General features: G+C 56.0%; 15 protein-coding genes. 12 read left to right on the top strand and 3 right to left on the bottom strand.

Features of this window, described 5'->3' with window-relative positions; genetic code table 11:
• Positions 1-356: 356 nt before the first annotated feature.
• The 7 genes from rpmH to F3J29_RS16720 all read left to right on the top strand — a co-directional run bounded on the left by rpmH (position 357) and on the right by F3J29_RS16720 (position 5,846).
• Positions 357-497: a 50S ribosomal protein L34 gene (gene rpmH, locus F3J29_RS16750; protein WP_003849659.1), complete on the top strand. Its 141-nt coding sequence runs from the start codon at positions 357-359 to the stop codon at positions 495-497.
• Positions 498-514: 17 nt separating this feature from the next.
• Positions 515-874: a ribonuclease P protein component gene (rnpA, locus tag F3J29_RS16745; RefSeq protein WP_166867757.1), complete on the top strand. Its 360-nt coding sequence runs from the start codon at positions 515-517 to the stop codon at positions 872-874.
• Positions 838-1,095, top strand: coding sequence for a membrane protein insertion efficiency factor YidD (yidD, locus tag F3J29_RS16740; RefSeq protein ID WP_071530513.1), 258 nt, complete (start codon positions 838-840; stop codon positions 1,093-1,095). The genes rnpA and yidD overlap by 37 nt, the downstream gene beginning before the upstream one ends.
• A gap of 2 nt (positions 1,096-1,097) precedes the next feature.
• Positions 1,098-2,741, top strand: coding sequence for a membrane protein insertase YidC (gene yidC / locus F3J29_RS16735; protein WP_166867755.1), 1,644 nt, complete (start codon positions 1,098-1,100; stop codon positions 2,739-2,741).
• Between the two features lie 77 nt (positions 2,742-2,818).
• On the top strand, positions 2,819-4,183 hold the full coding sequence (gene mnmE, locus F3J29_RS16730) for a tRNA uridine-5-carboxymethylaminomethyl(34) synthesis GTPase MnmE (RefSeq protein ID WP_166867753.1): 1,365 nt from the start codon (positions 2,819-2,821) through the stop codon (positions 4,181-4,183).
• Between the two features lie 320 nt (positions 4,184-4,503).
• Positions 4,504-5,262, top strand: a complete 759-nt coding sequence (locus F3J29_RS16725; RefSeq protein WP_166867751.1) for a 4'-phosphopantetheinyl transferase family protein — start codon at positions 4,504-4,506, stop codon at positions 5,260-5,262.
• A 17-nt stretch (positions 5,263-5,279) separates the two neighbouring features.
• Positions 5,280-5,846 carry an NADPH-dependent FMN reductase gene (locus F3J29_RS16720; protein ID WP_166867750.1) on the top strand — a complete coding sequence of 189 codons (567 nt, stop codon included), beginning with the start codon at positions 5,280-5,282 and terminating at the stop codon, positions 5,844-5,846.
• Positions 5,847-5,905: 59 nt separating this feature from the next.
• Here F3J29_RS16720 and F3J29_RS16715 read toward each other — a convergent pair whose 3' ends face one another.
• Complete coding sequence (locus tag F3J29_RS16715; protein WP_166867748.1) at positions 5,906-7,237, bottom strand: NCS2 family permease; 1,332 nt, start codon at positions 7,235-7,237, stop codon at positions 5,906-5,908.
• A 168-nt stretch (positions 7,238-7,405) separates the two neighbouring features.
• Between F3J29_RS16715 and yieH the strand changes: the two genes are divergently transcribed.
• Positions 7,406-8,071, top strand: coding sequence for a 6-phosphogluconate phosphatase (gene yieH, locus F3J29_RS16710; RefSeq protein WP_166867746.1), 666 nt, complete (start codon positions 7,406-7,408; stop codon positions 8,069-8,071).
• 94 nt (positions 8,072-8,165) lie between these two features.
• Here yieH and F3J29_RS16705 read toward each other — a convergent pair whose 3' ends face one another.
• Entirely contained in the window at positions 8,166-8,924 is a 759-nt protein-coding gene (locus tag F3J29_RS16705) for an SDR family NAD(P)-dependent oxidoreductase (protein WP_166867744.1), read from the bottom strand.
• A gap of 119 nt (positions 8,925-9,043) precedes the next feature.
• Between F3J29_RS16705 and F3J29_RS16700 the strand changes: the two genes are divergently transcribed.
• The 4 genes from F3J29_RS16700 to F3J29_RS16685 all read left to right on the top strand — a co-directional run bounded on the left by F3J29_RS16700 (position 9,044) and on the right by F3J29_RS16685 (position 13,326).
• A complete protein-coding gene (locus tag F3J29_RS16700; RefSeq protein ID WP_166867742.1) occupies positions 9,044-9,943 on the top strand; it encodes a LysR family transcriptional regulator in 900 nt (299 codons plus the stop codon).
• A gap of 55 nt (positions 9,944-9,998) precedes the next feature.
• The gene (gene yhjD / locus F3J29_RS16695; RefSeq protein WP_166867740.1) at positions 9,999-11,057 is read left to right on the top strand and encodes an inner membrane protein YhjD; all 1,059 of its coding nucleotides are present in this window, start codon (positions 9,999-10,001) and stop codon (positions 11,055-11,057) included.
• Positions 11,058-11,147: 90 nt separating this feature from the next.
• On the top strand, positions 11,148-11,804 hold the full coding sequence (locus tag F3J29_RS16690; protein WP_166867738.1) for a DapH/DapD/GlmU-related protein: 657 nt from the start codon (positions 11,148-11,150) through the stop codon (positions 11,802-11,804).
• A gap of 196 nt (positions 11,805-12,000) precedes the next feature.
• Positions 12,001-13,326: an MFS transporter gene (locus tag F3J29_RS16685; protein ID WP_039288941.1), complete on the top strand. Its 1,326-nt coding sequence runs from the start codon at positions 12,001-12,003 to the stop codon at positions 13,324-13,326.
• Positions 13,327-13,553: 227 nt separating this feature from the next.
• On the opposite strand, the gene F3J29_RS16680 is transcribed toward F3J29_RS16685, so the two are convergent.
• Complete coding sequence (locus F3J29_RS16680) at positions 13,554-15,620, bottom strand: AsmA family protein (RefSeq protein ID WP_166867736.1); 2,067 nt, start codon at positions 15,618-15,620, stop codon at positions 13,554-13,556.
• Positions 15,621-15,642 lie beyond the last annotated feature (22 nt).

Raw genomic sequence — 15,642 nt, 5'->3', positions numbered from 1 at the left:
GTAATCGATCCTGCCACACGTGCAGCGTATAACCGTCTCATATTGGAAAATTTAATGACTAGCGCACAAATATCGCTAAAGAGATCTGATGAAGATCCTCGCGGATCCTTGCGCTTTCGCCGCAAGCCCGTATAATTCTCCACCCGTCGCGTAATGCCGCTGTACTTCAGCGGAGATCCGGGCCTCTTTTCGGGGTCAAAAAGGGCGCAGCAGTAAGGGAATTGAATTGACTCCGGAGTGTACAATTATTACAATCCGGCCTCTTTAATCAGCCACACTGAAGCGTAAGTCGTTCGCAGACCCTGTAGGGCGTTACGCAAATCCAGTGAAATTTAATAGTTTAGGTAGAAATCGCCATGAAACGCACTTTTCAACCGTCTGTACTGAAGCGCAACCGTTCTCACGGCTTCCGTGCTCGTATGGCTACTAAAAATGGTCGTCAGGTTCTGGCACGTCGTCGTGCTAAAGGCCGCTCCCGTCTGACCGTTTCTAAGTAATAAAAGCTAACCCCTGCGTGGTTAAGCTAGCTTTTCCCAGGGAGTTACGTTTGTTAACTCCCCATCATTTCACATTCGTCTTCCAGCAGCCACAACGGGCTGGCACGCCGCAAATCACCATTCTCGGCCGCCTGAATACGCTGGGGCATCCCCGTATCGGTCTCACCGTCGCTAAGAAAAACGTTAAACGCGCCCATGAACGCAATCGGATTAAACGTCTGACGCGTGAAAGCTTCCGTCTGCGTCAGCACGAACTGCCGTCAATGGATTTCGTGGTAGTAGCGAAAAAAGGGGTTGCCGACCTGGATAACCGGGCTTTATCGGAAGCATTGGAAAAGTTATGGCGCCGCCATTGTCGCCAGGCTCGCGGGTCCTGATAGCCCTTATCAGGGTCTATCAACGCCTGATTAGTCCGCTTCTCGGGCCGCATTGCCGTTTCACCCCAACCTGTTCTCACTACGGAATTGAGGCCTTGCGCAGGTTTGGTGTGTTAAAAGGCAGTTGGTTAACGATGAAACGCGTACTAAAATGCCACCCTTTGAACCCTGGTGGAGACGATCCCGTTCCGCCCGGACCTTTTGATACCAGAGAACACTAACGATGGATTCGCAACGCAATCTTTTTCTCATCGCTTTGTTGTTCGTGTCTTTCATGATCTGGCAAGCCTGGGAGCAGGACCACGCTCCTCAACCTCAGGTGCAGCAGACCACGCAGACGACGAACAGCCAGGGTAACGCCGCTAATCAGGGTGTGCCGGCCAGTGGCCAGGGAAAACTCATTACGGTTAAAACTGACGTTCTTGAACTGACCATCAACACCCGCGGTGGTGATGTAGAACAAGCGCTGTTGCCAACCTACCCGAAAGAGCTGAAATCCGCAGAGCCGTTCCAACTGCTGGAAACCACGCCTGAATTTATCTACCAGGCGCAGAGCGGCCTGACCGGTCGTGATGGCCCGGATAACCCGGCGAACGGTGACCGTCCACTGTATAACGTCACTGCCGATACCTTCGCCCTGGCGGATGGCCAGAACGAACTGGTTGTGCCGATGACGTTTACCGACGCGGCAGGCAACACCTTCACCAAGACCTTCACCCTGAAACGCGGTGAGTTCTCTGTCGGTGTGGACTACAACGTGAAGAACGTGGGCGAGAAACCGCTGGAGCTGGCAACCTTTGGTCAGCTGAAGCAGTCCATCAATCTGCCTTCTCATCGCGATACCGGCAGCAGCAACTTTGCGCTGCATACCTTCCGTGGCGCGGCGTACTCCACTCCGGACGCGAAATACGAAAAAGTTAAGTTCGACAACATCGCTGACGGTGAGAACCTGAACGTCAACGCCAACAGCGGTTGGGTGGCGATGCTACAGCAGTACTTTGCTACCGCATGGGTGCCGCATACTCAGGGCGCGAACAACTTCTACACCACCAAGCTGAACAACGACGTTGCGGCGATTGGCTACAAATCTGCTTCTCAGGTAGTGCAGCCAGGCCAGACGGCTCAGATGGGCAGCACTCTTTGGGTCGGCCCGGAAATTCAGGACAAAATGGCGGCCGTTGCGCCACACCTTGACCTGACCGTAGATTACGGCTGGCTGTGGTTCATCTCTCAGCCGCTGTTTAAGCTGCTGAAATTTATCCACAGCTTCATCGGTAACTGGGGCTTCTCCATTATCGTTATCACCTTTATCGTTCGTGGCATCATGTACCCGCTGACCAAAGCGCAGTACACCTCGATGGCCAAAATGCGTATGCTGCAGCCAAAACTGGCGGCCATGCGTGAGCGTATCGGTGACGACAAGCAGCGTATGAGCCAGGAAATGATGGCGCTGTACAAAGCTGAGAAGGTTAACCCGCTGGGCGGCTGCTTCCCGCTGATCATCCAGATGCCAATCTTCCTGGCGCTGTACTACATGCTGATGGGCTCCGTTGAACTGCGCCACGCGCCGTTTGCACTGTGGATCCACGACCTGTCTGCACAGGACCCGTACTACATCCTGCCGATTCTGATGGGCGCCACGATGTTCTTCATCCAGAAGATGTCGCCGACCACCGTAACCGACCCGATGCAGCAGAAGATCATGACCTTTATGCCGGTCATCTTCACCGTGTTCTTCCTGTGGTTCCCGTCAGGTCTGGTGCTGTACTATATCGTCAGCAACCTGGTGACCATCCTTCAGCAGCAGCTGATTTATCGCGGTCTGGAAAAGCGTGGCCTGCATAGCCGCGACAAGAAAAAGACCTGATAATATTTGGCATTAAGCTTACGAAAGGCGGTCAGTTGACCGCCTTTTTCTTTTTGATTCAAGGTCTGAGATAAACGATGAGCAATCATGACACTATCATTGCCCAGGCTACTCCGCCGGGGCGTGGCGGCGTAGGTATCCTGCGTATTTCCGGCCGTCAGGCGCGCGAGGTCGCAGAAGCGGTGCTCGGTAAGCTGCCGAAGCCGCGCTACGCGGATTATCTTCCGTTTCGCGATGCCGACGGTAGCGCGCTGGATCAGGGCATTGCGCTGTGGTTTCCTGGCCCGAACTCCTTCACCGGTGAAGATGTCCTCGAGCTGCAGGGGCACGGCGGCCCGGTCATCCTCGACCTGCTGCTCAAACGCATTCTGGCGCTGCCGGGTTTGCGCATCGCCAGGCCCGGTGAGTTTTCGGAACGCGCTTTCCTGAACGATAAGCTCGACCTGGCGCAGGCGGAGGCGATCGCCGACCTGATCGATGCCAGTTCCGAGCAGGCCGCTCGCTCAGCGCTTAATTCGCTGCAGGGGGCTTTCTCCGCGCGTATTAACCATCTGGTGGAAGCGCTGACTCACCTGCGTATTTACGTGGAGGCGGCTATCGACTTCCCGGACGAAGAGATCGACTTCCTCTCCGACGGTAAAATCGAAGCTCAGCTGCATCAGGTCATTGGCGATCTTGATGCGGTACGCGCCGAAGCCCGCCAGGGGAGCCTGCTGCGTGAAGGCATGAAAGTCGTTATCGCCGGGCGTCCAAACGCCGGTAAATCCAGCCTGTTGAATGCCCTGGCCGGGCGTGAGGCGGCTATCGTCACCGACATTGCTGGCACTACGCGTGACGTCCTCCGCGAACATATCCACATCGACGGGATGCCGCTGCATATTATTGATACCGCGGGCCTGCGCGAAGCCAGTGACGAAGTTGAACGCATCGGGATTGAACGAGCCTGGAAAGAGATTGAGCAAGCCGATCGTGTGTTGTTCATGGTGGACGGCACCACCACCGACGCCGTTGACCCGGCGGCAATTTGGCCTGATTTCATCGCTCGCCTGCCTGAGCGTTTGCCGATTACCGTGGTGCGCAACAAAGCCGACGTCACCGGCGAGACGCTTGGCCTGAGCGAAGTGAATGGTCACTCACTTGTCAGGCTCTCCGCCCGTACCGGGGAAGGTGTCGACGTGCTGCGCGCGCATCTGAAAGAGAGCATGGGCTTCGAAACTAATATGGAAGGCGGCTTCCTCGCCCGACGCCGTCATCTACAGGCGCTTGAGCAAGCTGCGACCCACCTGCAACAGGGCAAAGCCCAGCTGCTGGGTGCCTGGGCCGGCGAACTGCTGGCGGAAGAGCTGCGCCTGGCGCAGCAGAACTTAAGTGAAATCACCGGCGAATTTAGCTCTGACGATCTGTTAGGGCGTATCTTCTCGAGCTTCTGTATCGGAAAATAATCCCCTGCCGTCGCCCCGCGTCACACTTCAGGATGCGGGGCATTTTCCTCACATTTAAAATACTTCATCATTTCAAGACGATGTCTTCATATCGACATTTTTAAGTGCTCAACTTACGCAAACCACTAAGAATTTTCCCAGAATTGAATATATAATATATTGCTCAAAAAATAGGTCACTCTATTGAAGAGCATCAATGACAACGCATTGAGCCAGAGACTACTATTCGATCCCTGACAAGATTCAGAATCGGAAGCGGAGCGCTGTTTCAGCCACCCGAAGCAGCATGACATCGACAGACCATTATCAAGGAGCGACAAATGGCGACGCATTTTGCAAGATGGGCTCTGAACCCTCCCAACCTCACTTCACCCCGACTGAACGACGAAATTCTTAACGCAGCCAGCCTGATGCCGGAGCACCGCCGCACGCGCTATCTCGCGTCGCGTACGCTGGTCGCAGAGATGATGTTTATGTTGTATGGCACCCAGCACCTGCCGCAAATCATCACCTCTACGGCAGGACGCCCGCGCTTTGCCGACGCGGAGCTGCCGGATTTCAGCATCGCCTATGCCGGCAACATGGTGGGCGTACTGCTGGCAACCGAAGGGCGCTGCGGGCTGGACATGGAGCTCCGCCGCAGTTTCCAGGCACCGTCCCCGGTTGTGCCGCCGTCGCAGTCCAGCAGCAGCGAAATTACCTGGATCAACAACCAAAACGATCCCAATGAAGCTCGAACCCAGCTGCATACGCTGCGCCGCAGCGTTCTGAAATTGACGGACAATCCCCAGACCAGCCTCAGCACACTACAATTATTGCCGGGCTCTGGTCGCCTGCGCGTCATAAACGAGCCGCATATTGAAGCTATCAGCGATGCGGAAGATATCCTTATCTGGGGCTGTACCGTAGCGCCAGGCGTGGAGCGCCTGAAGCTGTGGGAATTCGACGGCCAACAGGGCTGGAACGCCCTGCCGGATGCCGAAGCTCGCAGCCGAAGCGCTCAGGCGCGCATCATTCGCCTGACGGGTATATCATCAGAGGCAGCAACGCCGCATAACACATTTTCCCGAACGTCCTGACACATAAAGGAGTACCAATGTCTGATTCGTTGAAGATAGTGACTTTACTGGGGAGCCTGCGTAAGGGTTCATTTAACGCGATGGTCGCCCGTACGCTGCCGAACATCGCCCCGGCAGGCATGCAGATAGATGCCCTGCCTTCCATCGGCGATATCCCGCTGTACGATGCCGACATTCAGCAGGAAGACGGTTTCCCGCAGAGCGTGGAAGCCATTGCTGAGCAAATCCGCCAGGCGGATGGCGTAGTGATTGTGACGCCTGAATATAACTATTCCGTGCCGGGTGGCTTGAAAAACGCTATCGACTGGCTTTCTCGCCTGCCTGAGCAGCCGCTCGCCGGCAAGCCTGTGCTTATTCAAACCAGCTCCATGGGCGCTATCGGCGGCGCGCGCTGCCAGTATCATCTGCGCCAGATCCTCGTTTTCCTGGATGCGATGGTGATGAACAAGCCTGAGTTTATGGGCGGTGTAATTCAGAACAAAGTCGACCCGCAGAGCGGCGAAGTGGTGGATCAAAGCACGCTCGACCATCTGACCGGGCAGCTCACCGCCTTTGGCGATTACATCAAGCGCGTTAAAGCCTGATTCCAGGCCAAAAAAAACGCCAGTCACATGACTGGCGTTTTTATTTTTAGCGTCTGGCTTTAATCAACGAACACAATTTTCAGCACGAACAGCAGCGCCACGATGATCACGCACGGGCTCAGCTCGCGCCAGCGGCCGGTGCCCAACTTCATAACGCAGTAGGAAATAAAGCCCAGCGCGATGCCTTCGGTAATGGAGAAGCTGAACGGCATCATTACGGCGGTAACAAACGCCGGTACCGCTTCGGTCAGGTCATCCCACTTCACGCGGGCCAGGCTGGAGGTCATCAGCACGCCAACGTAAATCAGCGCCCCTGCGGCCGCATACGCAGGCACCATACCCGCCAGCGGTGACAGGAAGATAACCAGCAGGAACAGCAGGCCGACCACGATAGCCGTCAGGCCAGTGCGGCCGCCGACCGAAACGCCGGACGAGCTTTCGATGTAGGCGGTAACCGAAGAGGTGCCGAAAAAGGAACCCGTAACGGAAGAGATACTGTCCACGAACAGCGCCTGCTTCATGCGCGGAAACTTGCCCTTCTCGTCGGTTAATCCGGCTTTGTCCGTCACGCCAATCAGGGTGCCGGAGGAGTCAAACAGGTTCACCAACATGAAGGAGAAGATCACCCCTGCCAGACCCAGATTCAGCGATCCGGCTAAATCCACCTGCCCGACAACGCTGCTCACGCTTGGCGGCGCAGACACGATGCCGTGGTACTGCACGTCGCCCAGCAGCCAGCCCAGCAGCGTGGTCGCCACGATAGAAACCAGCACCGCCGCGTGAATATTACGGGAAGCGAGAATCGCAATGATAAAGAAGCCCAGCGCCCCCAGCAGCACGCTGTGGGAGGTCAGGTTCCCGATGCTGACCAGCGTCTCTTTATTGGCGACAATGATCCCGGCATTTTTCAGCCCCATCATGCCGATAAACAGGCCGATACCGCTGGTAATGCCGACACGCAGACCAAGCGGAATATTCGCGATCATCCAGTAGCGAACGCGGAAAATCGTCAGCAGCAGCAGACCCACGGCGCCCCAGAAGATAGCGCCCATGCCGACTTGCCAGGACAGGCCCATCGCGCCGACGACCACGAAGGCGAAGAAGGCATTCAGGCCCATCGCCGGTGCCAGCGCCACAGGCAAGTTGGCGAAAATACCCATCAGGATGCTGCCAAAGGCGGCTATCAGGCAGGTAGTGACGAAGACCGCCTGGGTATCCATCCCGGCTGCGCCGAGGATCTGTGGGTTAACAAAAACGATGTACACCATCGTCAGGAAGGTGGTGAACCCGGCGATCACCTCGGTGCGGGCGTTAGTACCGTGTTCGCGTAATTTGAACGCGCGTTCGAGCAGCCCCGGCGTTGTTTCCGGAGTGGACTGTGGTTGGCTCATTATCGGTTTCCGAACTAAAAGAGGAAAAAATACGCCGCTATCCTATACCAAAATTGGCGGGGGATAACGCAAATCATCCACTTTTTTCGCTGAAATTACCGCAACGGGATCGATTGCGTTGCGCAAAAAGCATAGAGTAAACGTTAAACCTGAGAGAAAGGAAATGGCATGTCCCGGATAGAAGCGGTGTTTTTTGACTGCGATGGAACGCTGGTCGACAGCGAGGTCATCTGCTCCAAAGCCTACGTACATATGTTTGCGCAATACGGCATTCAACTTGCGCTGGATGATGTGTTCAAAACATTCAAAGGCGTCAAACTCTACGAAATTATCGACACAATCAACGCTGAGTACGGCACCAGCCTGCCTAAGCCCGAGCTGGAAGCGATTTACCGCGCCGAAGTTGCTCGCCTGTTTGACAGCGAACTTCAGGCCATCGCCGGGGCGAACACGCTGCTGGCACAAATCAACAAGCCGATGTGCGTGGTGTCTAACGGCCCGGTCAGCAAAATGCAGCACTCTCTCGGCAAAACCGGAATGCTCAACTACTTTCCGGATACCCTTTACAGCGGCTACGACATTCAGCGCTGGAAGCCGGACCCGGCTCTGATGTTCCACGCGGCGGAGCAGATGAAGGTGGGCGTAGAGCGCTGCATTCTGGTGGACGATTCTATGGCAGGGGCGCAGTCGGGCATTGCTGCGGGAATGGAGGTGTTTTACTTCTGTGCCGATCCGCATAACAAGCCGATCGACCATCCAAAGGTGACGACATTTACCGATTTGGCCGAGCTACCGGGCTTGTGGAAAGCGCGCGGCTGGGAAATCACGGCGTAGGAACAGCCCCTCACCCCCTTCTTTCTGGCTGCCCGACTGCACGAAAGCAGGCTGCGGTCGATCCCCTCTCCCTTTTAGGGAGAGGGTCAAAAAACTAAAGGAACATCCCGCCGGACACTTCAATGCGTTGCGCGTTCATCCAGCCCGTCTCATCGCTAAGAATGGCAGCAATCGCATCGCCGATATCATCCGGCTGCCCTACGCGCCCCAGTGCGGTTTGCGCGGCAATCGCCTTAGACACATGCTCATTGTCGCGCACAATACCGCCGCTGAAATCGGTAGCGATAGCACCCGGCGCAATGATATTCACCGCAATCCCACGCGAGCCCAGCTCTTTGGCCTGGTACTTAGTCAGTACTTCCATCGCCCCTTTCATCGTGGCGTAGGCGGCTTTACCCGGCAGCGAGAAGCGGGTCAGGCCAGTGGAGACATTCAGAATGCGGCCGCCGTCTTTAATCAGTGGCAGCAGGCCCTGAGTCAGGAAAAAAGGCCCTTTCAGGTGGATGTTCATTATTTCATCGAACTGCGCTTCAGTGGTCTCGGCGAATGACGCTTCAAGACCGATCCCCGCATTGTTCAATAAATAATCAAACGTATCTCGCTGCCAGACGCGGTGCAGCGTTTCTTTCACCTGCTCAACAAATCCAGCAAAGGTAGAAGAATCACCGACGTTGAGCTGAATTGCTGCAGCTTTCACGCCTTTTTGCTCAATTTCACGCACAACATCTTCGGCTTCCTGACGCTGGCTATTGTAGGTCAGCAGAATACCGATGCCGCGTGAGGCCAGCTTCAGCGCTGCATTTTTACCTAAACCGCGGCTGCCGCCGGTCACTAAAGCAATGCGTTGACTCATGATAAACCCCTTATTTGGCTGTCAGGACATTGAGATACAGCTTATTAGCTGATACAAAATCAATAAATACGGCCAGATGCGCATCACTGTTTCATTAATAACAACAATGTGGTGATAAGATGGATAAAATACACGCAATGCAGCTCTTCGTGCGGGTTGCGGAGCTGGAGAGCTTTACCCGCGCCGCAGACACGCTTGGGCTGCCGAAGGGCAGCGTTTCTCGCCAGGTTCAGGCGCTGGAAACGTCACTCGGCACACGCCTGCTGCACCGCACCACTCGCCGGGTTCAGCTCACCCAGGACGGCATGGTCTATTACGAACGCTGCCGGGATCTGTTAAGTAATCTCGATGAACTCGACGGCCTGTTCCAGACCGATCCCGCCAGCGTCAGCGGGCGCATCAGGGTCGATATGCCCGTTACGCTGGCGCGCGGCTTGATCATGCCGAAACTGCCAGGTTTCCTGCAGCAGTACCCCGGTATCGAACTAGAGCTTAGCAGCAGCGACAGAATGGTGGATGTTGTTCGGGAAGGGTTTGACTGCGTGCTGCGCGTGGGCCACCTCAAAGACTCGGGCCTGGTGGCAAGGCCGCTGGGGAAATTTACCATGATCAACTGCGCCAGCCCGGACTACCTCAGCCGCTTTGGCTATCCCGAAAGCCTGGACGACCTGGCTTCGCATGCAATGGTGCATTACGCGCAGAATCTCGGCACCCGCCCACAAGGCTTTGAAGTCTGGCTGGATAAAACAACGCAGTGGGTGAAAACCGGTGGCCTGATAACCGTTAACAGCACGGAAACCTACCAGGCCGCCTGTGCCGCCGGGCTGGGCATCATTCAGGTTCCTCGCGCGGGTGTGAAAATCCAGCTCAAAGAGGGCAGCCTGGTGGAAATTTTGCCCCAGTATCGGGCCGAACCAATGCCGATTTCGCTACTTTATCCGCATCGCCGCAACCTCTCCCGGCGGGTACATTTGTTTATGGAATGGCTAAGCGGCGTACTCAAAGCCTATGTCGATTAGCGTTATGGCTATAATTTCCTTAAGATCCTGCCACAGCAAAAGGAAAATTGACCCGATGACGACGACGGATAACCGCGAAAAACGCCCAACCCACGAGCTCGAGTACGAGCCTGTAGTGAATATCGATACTCAGCAGGATGAAGCTCACAGCGAAGCAACAGAGAATGAACCCCTGGTGAAGCTGAAAACCAGCAACGCCGCGGTGAACAGCACCATATCTGCGGTCAACAAAACGGTCAGGCAGCCGATAGTTGCCCACCTGCTCCGCGCCGCAGAACGCTTTAACGATCGGCTTGGAAACCAGTTTGGTGCCGCCATTACTTACTTCTCGTTTCTGTCGCTGATCCCCATCATGATGGTCGCCTTCGCGGCAGGCGGCTACGTGCTTGCCTCACACCCGACGCTACTTGAAGATATTTTTGCCAAAATCCTTGAGAACGTCAGCGACCCGACGCTTGCCGCCACGCTGAAAAACACCATCAATACCGCGGTTCAACAGCGCACCACCGTTGGCCTGGTCGGGCTGCTGGTTGCGCTTTACTCCGGCATTAACTGGATGGGCAACCTGCGCGAAGCGGTGCGCGCTCAGTCGCGGGATAAGTGGGAACGCACCCCGCAGGATCAGGAAAAATTCTGGATAAAATACCTGCGTGATTTTATCTCATTGATTGGTCTGCTGATTGCGCTGATCGTCACGCTGTCTATCACCTCTATTTCCGGCTCCGCCCAGACGCTGCTGATACGCCTGCTGCATCTGGGCGATATCGAATGGCTAAAGCCGGCCTGGCATCTGGTCGGCCTGGCGATTTCGATTTTTGCTAACTACCTGCTGTTCTTCTGGATCTTCTGGCGTCTGCCGCGCCATCGCCCGCGCCGTAAGGCGCTCATTCGCGGCACGCTGATTGCGGCCATCGGCTTTGAGGTGATTAAAATCATTATGACCTACAGTCTGCCGAAGCTCGTCAGTTCGCCTTCCGGGGCCGCTTTTGGCTCGGTGCTGGGGCTGATGGCCTTCTTCTACTTCTTCGCCCGGCTGACGCTATTTTGCGCGGCCTGGATTGCCACCGCAGAATACAAAGACGACCCGAGGATGCCGGGGAAAACACATAAATAATCCTGTCATGATTTCCGGTCAGGATAGGTGGCCTGCCGACCTTCAGGTTAGCAGGTCCACTTGTCTAAACCTCCGACCAGAGAACATGCCATGACCACAGCCTCCGTGCCCAAACTTCAGAAAACTGTTATTGATCCCAGCGTTCGCCTGCGCGAAACACACGTCGGCGAACAGTGTGAAATACTCGCCAACAGCGTGCTGGAGTACAGCACCCTCGGCGACTTCTCCTACCTCGGGGAACACTGCTGCGTAGCCGACAGCGAGATCGGTAAATTCACCGCCATTGCCAACCACGTTCGACTTGGCGCCCCCAATCACCCGATGGATCGCCCCTCACAGCACCGCTTTACCTACTGCCCCGAGTACTACGCCACTGATGTTGGCCGGGATACCTCATTCTTTGCGCATCGCCGCGAGGACCGGGTGATAATTGGTAACGATGTGTGGATTGGCCACGGCGTTATCGTCCTGCCCGGCGTGACGGTGGGTGACGGCGCTGTACTGGCCGCGGGCGCGGTGGTCAGCAAAGATGTCCCGCCGTACACCATCGTTGGCGGCGTGCCAGCCAAACCTATTCGCAGCCGTTTCCCGCAGGAGGTGGCTGAAAGCCTGGGGCGCATCGCCTGGTGGGACTGGCCGCTGGAGAAATTAATGGCGCACCTGCCGGAGTTTCAGTCCGGTGAGATAGCCAGTTTTTGCGCTCGCTGGGACAAGCCGACCAACTCAGCAGATAAATCTAACTGGTAACTTTTATTTAACCTAAAACCAGTTTTATTCTCTATTTTGAAAATTTTGTGAAGCATTTCATAGAAGATTACGGGCTGGCTTAAAAATTATCCACTTAATGCGCGTTTTTTGAGCCATTTCGCCCGGTGCGGCGCGTTGAAATGCTTCTTTTGCTATGCGTAAATGGACTTTCGTTCGCCATAAATAAGAAAAATCTATGCAAGCATCCGTTGCCACAACTCTCGATACCGGGGCTGACGCTACGCCCGTAAACTCACGCGGAAAAGTCGTTGTCGCTTCGCTGGTCGGCACGGCCATCGAATTCTTCGACTTCTACATTTATGCCACCGCGGCGGTGATTGTCTTCCCGCACATCTTCTTCCCGCAGGGTGACCCGACGGCCGCCACGTTACAGTCCCTCGCCACTTTCGCCATCGCCTTTGTGGCTCGCCCGATTGGTTCAGCGCTCTTCGGCCACTTCGGCGACCGCGTCGGTCGCAAAGTCACGCTGGTCGCTTCCCTGCTCACGATGGGGATCTCGACCGTCGTCATCGGACTGCTGCCGGGCTATGCCAGCATCGGTATCTTCGCCCCGCTTCTGCTGGCGCTGGCCCGTTTTGGCCAGGGTCTTGGCCTGGGCGGTGAATGGGGTGGTGCGGCATTGCTGGCGACCGAGAACGCCCCGCCGCGCAAACGCGCGCTGTACGGTTCATTCCCGCAGTTGGGCGCGCCGATAGGCTTCTTCTTCGCCAACGGCACCTTCCTGCTGCTTTCATGGCTGCTGACCGACGAGCAATTTATGTCCTGGGGCTGGCGCGTGCCGTTCATTCTCTCTGCGGTGCTGGTCATTATCGGGCTTTATGTCCGCGTTTCGCTGCATGAAACGCCCGTTTTCGCGAAGATTGCCAAAGCCGGGAAGCAGGTTAAAGTCCCGCTGGGCACGCTGCTGACCAAACATTTGAAGGCGACGATCCTCGGCACTTTCATCATGCTGGCGACCTATACGCTGTTCTATATCATGACGGTCTATTCCATGACCTTCAGCACCGCGCCTGTGCCAGCTGGCCTCGGTTTCTCGCGCAATGAGGTGCTGTGGATGCTGATGATGGCGGTGATTGGCTTTGGCGTGATGGTGCCGATTGCGGGTTACCTGGCGGATGCTTTTGGCCGCCGTAAGAGCATGATTGTGATCACCAGCCTGATGATTCTGTTTGCGCTGTTCGTCTTCCCGCCGCTGCTGGGCTCCGGGAACCAGGCGTTGGTGATGGCCTACCTGCTGATTGGCCTGAGCCTGATGGGCCTGACTTTTGGCCCGATGGGTGCACTGCTGCCGGAGATGTTCCCGACGGAAGTCCGCTACACCGGCGCGTCATTCTCTTACAACGTCGCGTCCATTCTTGGCGCCTCTGTCGCACCGTATATCGCCACATGGCTGCAGGCTAATTATGGTCTGTTCTATGTCGGCGTGTATCTGGCGGCGATGTCGGCACTGACGCTGATTGCTCTGCTGCTGAGTAAAGAGACCCGCCATCAGTCGCTGTAATTTTTACCCTCACCCTAACCCTCTCCCTAAAAGGGAGAGGGGATGAAAGAAGAAAGCTGGCTAACAGGAAGGGAATATCAGTTTTGCCTTCCCTGGTGACCTTTTCTTTTCCCCTTCGCCCCTTTGGGACGAAAGAGGAAGGCTGGCTAAAAGGAGAGGAAATATCAGTTTTGCCTTCTCTTTTCCCCCTCGCCCCTTTGGGGAGAGGGCCGGTGTGAGGGGCAAACTCACTTCTTCATTTGCCCCAAAATCGTCCGGCACTGATTATCGCTCCCTTCAGAAGGCGATATCAGCGCGGCCAACGCCGCCGCCGGAGCGACCAGCGTGGCAAGCGCGGCAGCCACTGCACCACGGATAATCAATGGCCCCGGCTTCACGCCCGCATCAGGGTTCTTGAATGTGCCACGCACATAGAGCGGGGAGCGCAGAGTAATAATACGAATCCCTTTGCTCTCCGGATCGATGGTCAGATCCAGGCGCTCGCTGGCAAAGTTTGTGCTCCCGGTGACGTTAATCAGCGCGTTTTCAGTATCGAAGGCAAAAATCCTCGGCGTCGCGATCCCGTTGCGTAAATCCAGATTCGCGGCGGCGCAGTTGATCCGCACCTCATCGTCACCAAAAATCTTGCCGACAATGTAGTTACCCACGTTAAGGCCAACGATTTCCATCAGGTTACGGCTGATAAGCCCGTCGTTCATCAACAGCTTCAGGCTGCCGTTACTGGTGCCCAGCAGCGCGGCGACTGAGTTACCGCGTCCGCTCAGATTGGCGTCGCCGTTCAGCTCGCCCAGCGTTTTCTGCATCGACTCAACCTTCGGCATAAGCTGCTTCAGCTGCAGACGACGCGCCTGAATATCCGCTTTCCCCTGCATCGGCTTTTTATCGCCCTCAAGGTGGATGTTGGCATTGATGGAGCCGCCCGCCATGCCGAATTTCAGCGGCTGCAGGCGCAGGTCAGCGTTATTCAGGATCACGTGGGTGGTGAGGTCGCTCAGCGGCAGCGTGCCGCTGTGTTCAATGCGCTGCCCTTTAAAGCGCACATCGGCGTCCATCACGTTCCATTTGTCCGTTTCAAAGCGATCGTAAGGCAGCACTTTATCGGCTGGCTGCACCGTCCTGTCGCCCCGCTGCTGTCTGGCTTTTTTCGTCTTTTCGGCACCCTTCCCGGAATCAACGCCAATCAGCGGCCCTAAATCGGCCAGCCGCAGCTGCTTAGAGACCAAATCCCCCTCAAGTTTAGGCCGGGGTTTCCCCTGGCTGTAGGTCAGGGAGCCGTGAATATCACTGTCGCCAATGCGCCCGTTAAAATCCTGATAGCGGAAGACGGAGCCTTTATCCGTGTCGATTTTTGCCAGCAGGTGACCGTCCGTTTCAAACGGAGGCGTATCCGGCAGCAGCACGCCGGTTAGCGCGTAAAGATTACCGAGGGAATCGCCGGAGAACTTGAGCCGGAGATCGACGCCGCCCATTTGCATCGGATCGTTAACGGTGCCAACCAGGACCACTCGCGACGTCCCGGAACGCACGTCGGCCTGAACCGGAAATGCGCTATCGCCTTCGCTACGTAGCGCCAGCATACCGCCAATCTTACCGCTGCCCTCAACCGGCTGGCCGTTGTAGCGGCCATTCACTTTCAGGCCGAAAACGTAATCTGCCGCTTTCGCCGCATCTTTACCCTGTGGTTTCTGGCCGGACACTTCGCTGAACGGCAGCGGCTTACCCAAAGGATCAACCAGGACCGTCAGCTCGGCTTTTGTGACCTTGTCGTCCACCGCGATCCGGCCTTTATCGAACAGGATATTGTCTAGCCGGAAAGACCAGCCGGAGGGCTTTTGATTCGGATCTTTGTCGCCTGAGCTGGCAAGGTTAAAGGTCCAGTTATTGTTTTTTTCCGACAGGCGGATAATACGGACATCCGGCTCAACCAGGCGAATCCAGGGGAGATAAACCGTTTTGGTTAGCAGCGAAAGCGGGGCAAGCGTTGCCTCGACGCCGGGCAGATGAACCATGGTGACTTCGGGAATGTCAGGCGGGTTACCAAGCAGAATATCTTCGGCATGAACGTGCGGCCACGGCACCCAACTACGCCAGCCGGGCTCGTCTTTATTTCGTTCCCAAACCACCCCTAAATCACCGCGAATAGCAAAGGGGCGGTTCAGCACCGTCGAGACTTTTTGGTTGATGGTTGGTTTCAGCCGGTTCCAGTCGAACGTGGCGATCGCCACGATCGCTACGACAACCAACAACAAGAAAATCCCGGCGATTGCGCTACTAATTTTACCCGTTTTTGTCATCCTTCTTACCTCTCCTGATGCC

The sequence above is a fragment of the Enterobacter sp. Cy-643 genome, assembly GCF_011752815.1.
Lineage (GTDB): Bacteria > Pseudomonadota > Gammaproteobacteria > Enterobacterales > Enterobacteriaceae > Cedecea.
The sequence above is the reverse complement of the archived record's forward strand: the minus strand, read 5'-3'. Positions and strand labels throughout refer to the sequence as shown.

Excerpts from the sequence above, each read along its gene's own strand:
- rpmH (WP_003849659.1), top strand. The coding sequence starts at position 357 with ATGAAACGCACTTTTCAACCGTCTGTACTGAAGCGCAACCGTTCTCAC.
- yidD (WP_071530513.1), top strand. The coding sequence starts at position 838 with ATGGCGCCGCCATTGTCGCCAGGCTCGCGGGTCCTGATAGCCCTTATC.
- yidC (WP_166867755.1), top strand. The coding sequence starts at position 1,098 with ATGGATTCGCAACGCAATCTTTTTCTCATCGCTTTGTTGTTCGTGTCT.
- mnmE (WP_166867753.1), top strand. The coding sequence starts at position 2,819 with ATGAGCAATCATGACACTATCATTGCCCAGGCTACTCCGCCGGGGCGT.
- F3J29_RS16725 (WP_166867751.1), top strand. The coding sequence starts at position 4,504 with ATGGCGACGCATTTTGCAAGATGGGCTCTGAACCCTCCCAACCTCACT.
- F3J29_RS16720 (WP_166867750.1), top strand. The coding sequence starts at position 5,280 with ATGTCTGATTCGTTGAAGATAGTGACTTTACTGGGGAGCCTGCGTAAG.
- F3J29_RS16715 (WP_166867748.1), bottom strand. The coding sequence starts at position 7,237 with ATGAGCCAACCACAGTCCACTCCGGAAACAACGCCGGGGCTGCTCGAA.
- yieH (WP_166867746.1), top strand. The coding sequence starts at position 7,406 with ATGTCCCGGATAGAAGCGGTGTTTTTTGACTGCGATGGAACGCTGGTC.
- F3J29_RS16705 (WP_166867744.1), bottom strand. The coding sequence starts at position 8,924 with ATGAGTCAACGCATTGCTTTAGTGACCGGCGGCAGCCGCGGTTTAGGT.
- F3J29_RS16700 (WP_166867742.1), top strand. The coding sequence starts at position 9,044 with ATGGATAAAATACACGCAATGCAGCTCTTCGTGCGGGTTGCGGAGCTG.
- yhjD (WP_166867740.1), top strand. The coding sequence starts at position 9,999 with ATGACGACGACGGATAACCGCGAAAAACGCCCAACCCACGAGCTCGAG.
- F3J29_RS16690 (WP_166867738.1), top strand. The coding sequence starts at position 11,148 with ATGACCACAGCCTCCGTGCCCAAACTTCAGAAAACTGTTATTGATCCC.
- F3J29_RS16685 (WP_039288941.1), top strand. The coding sequence starts at position 12,001 with ATGCAAGCATCCGTTGCCACAACTCTCGATACCGGGGCTGACGCTACG.
- F3J29_RS16680 (WP_166867736.1), bottom strand. The coding sequence starts at position 15,620 with ATGACAAAAACGGGTAAAATTAGTAGCGCAATCGCCGGGATTTTCTTG.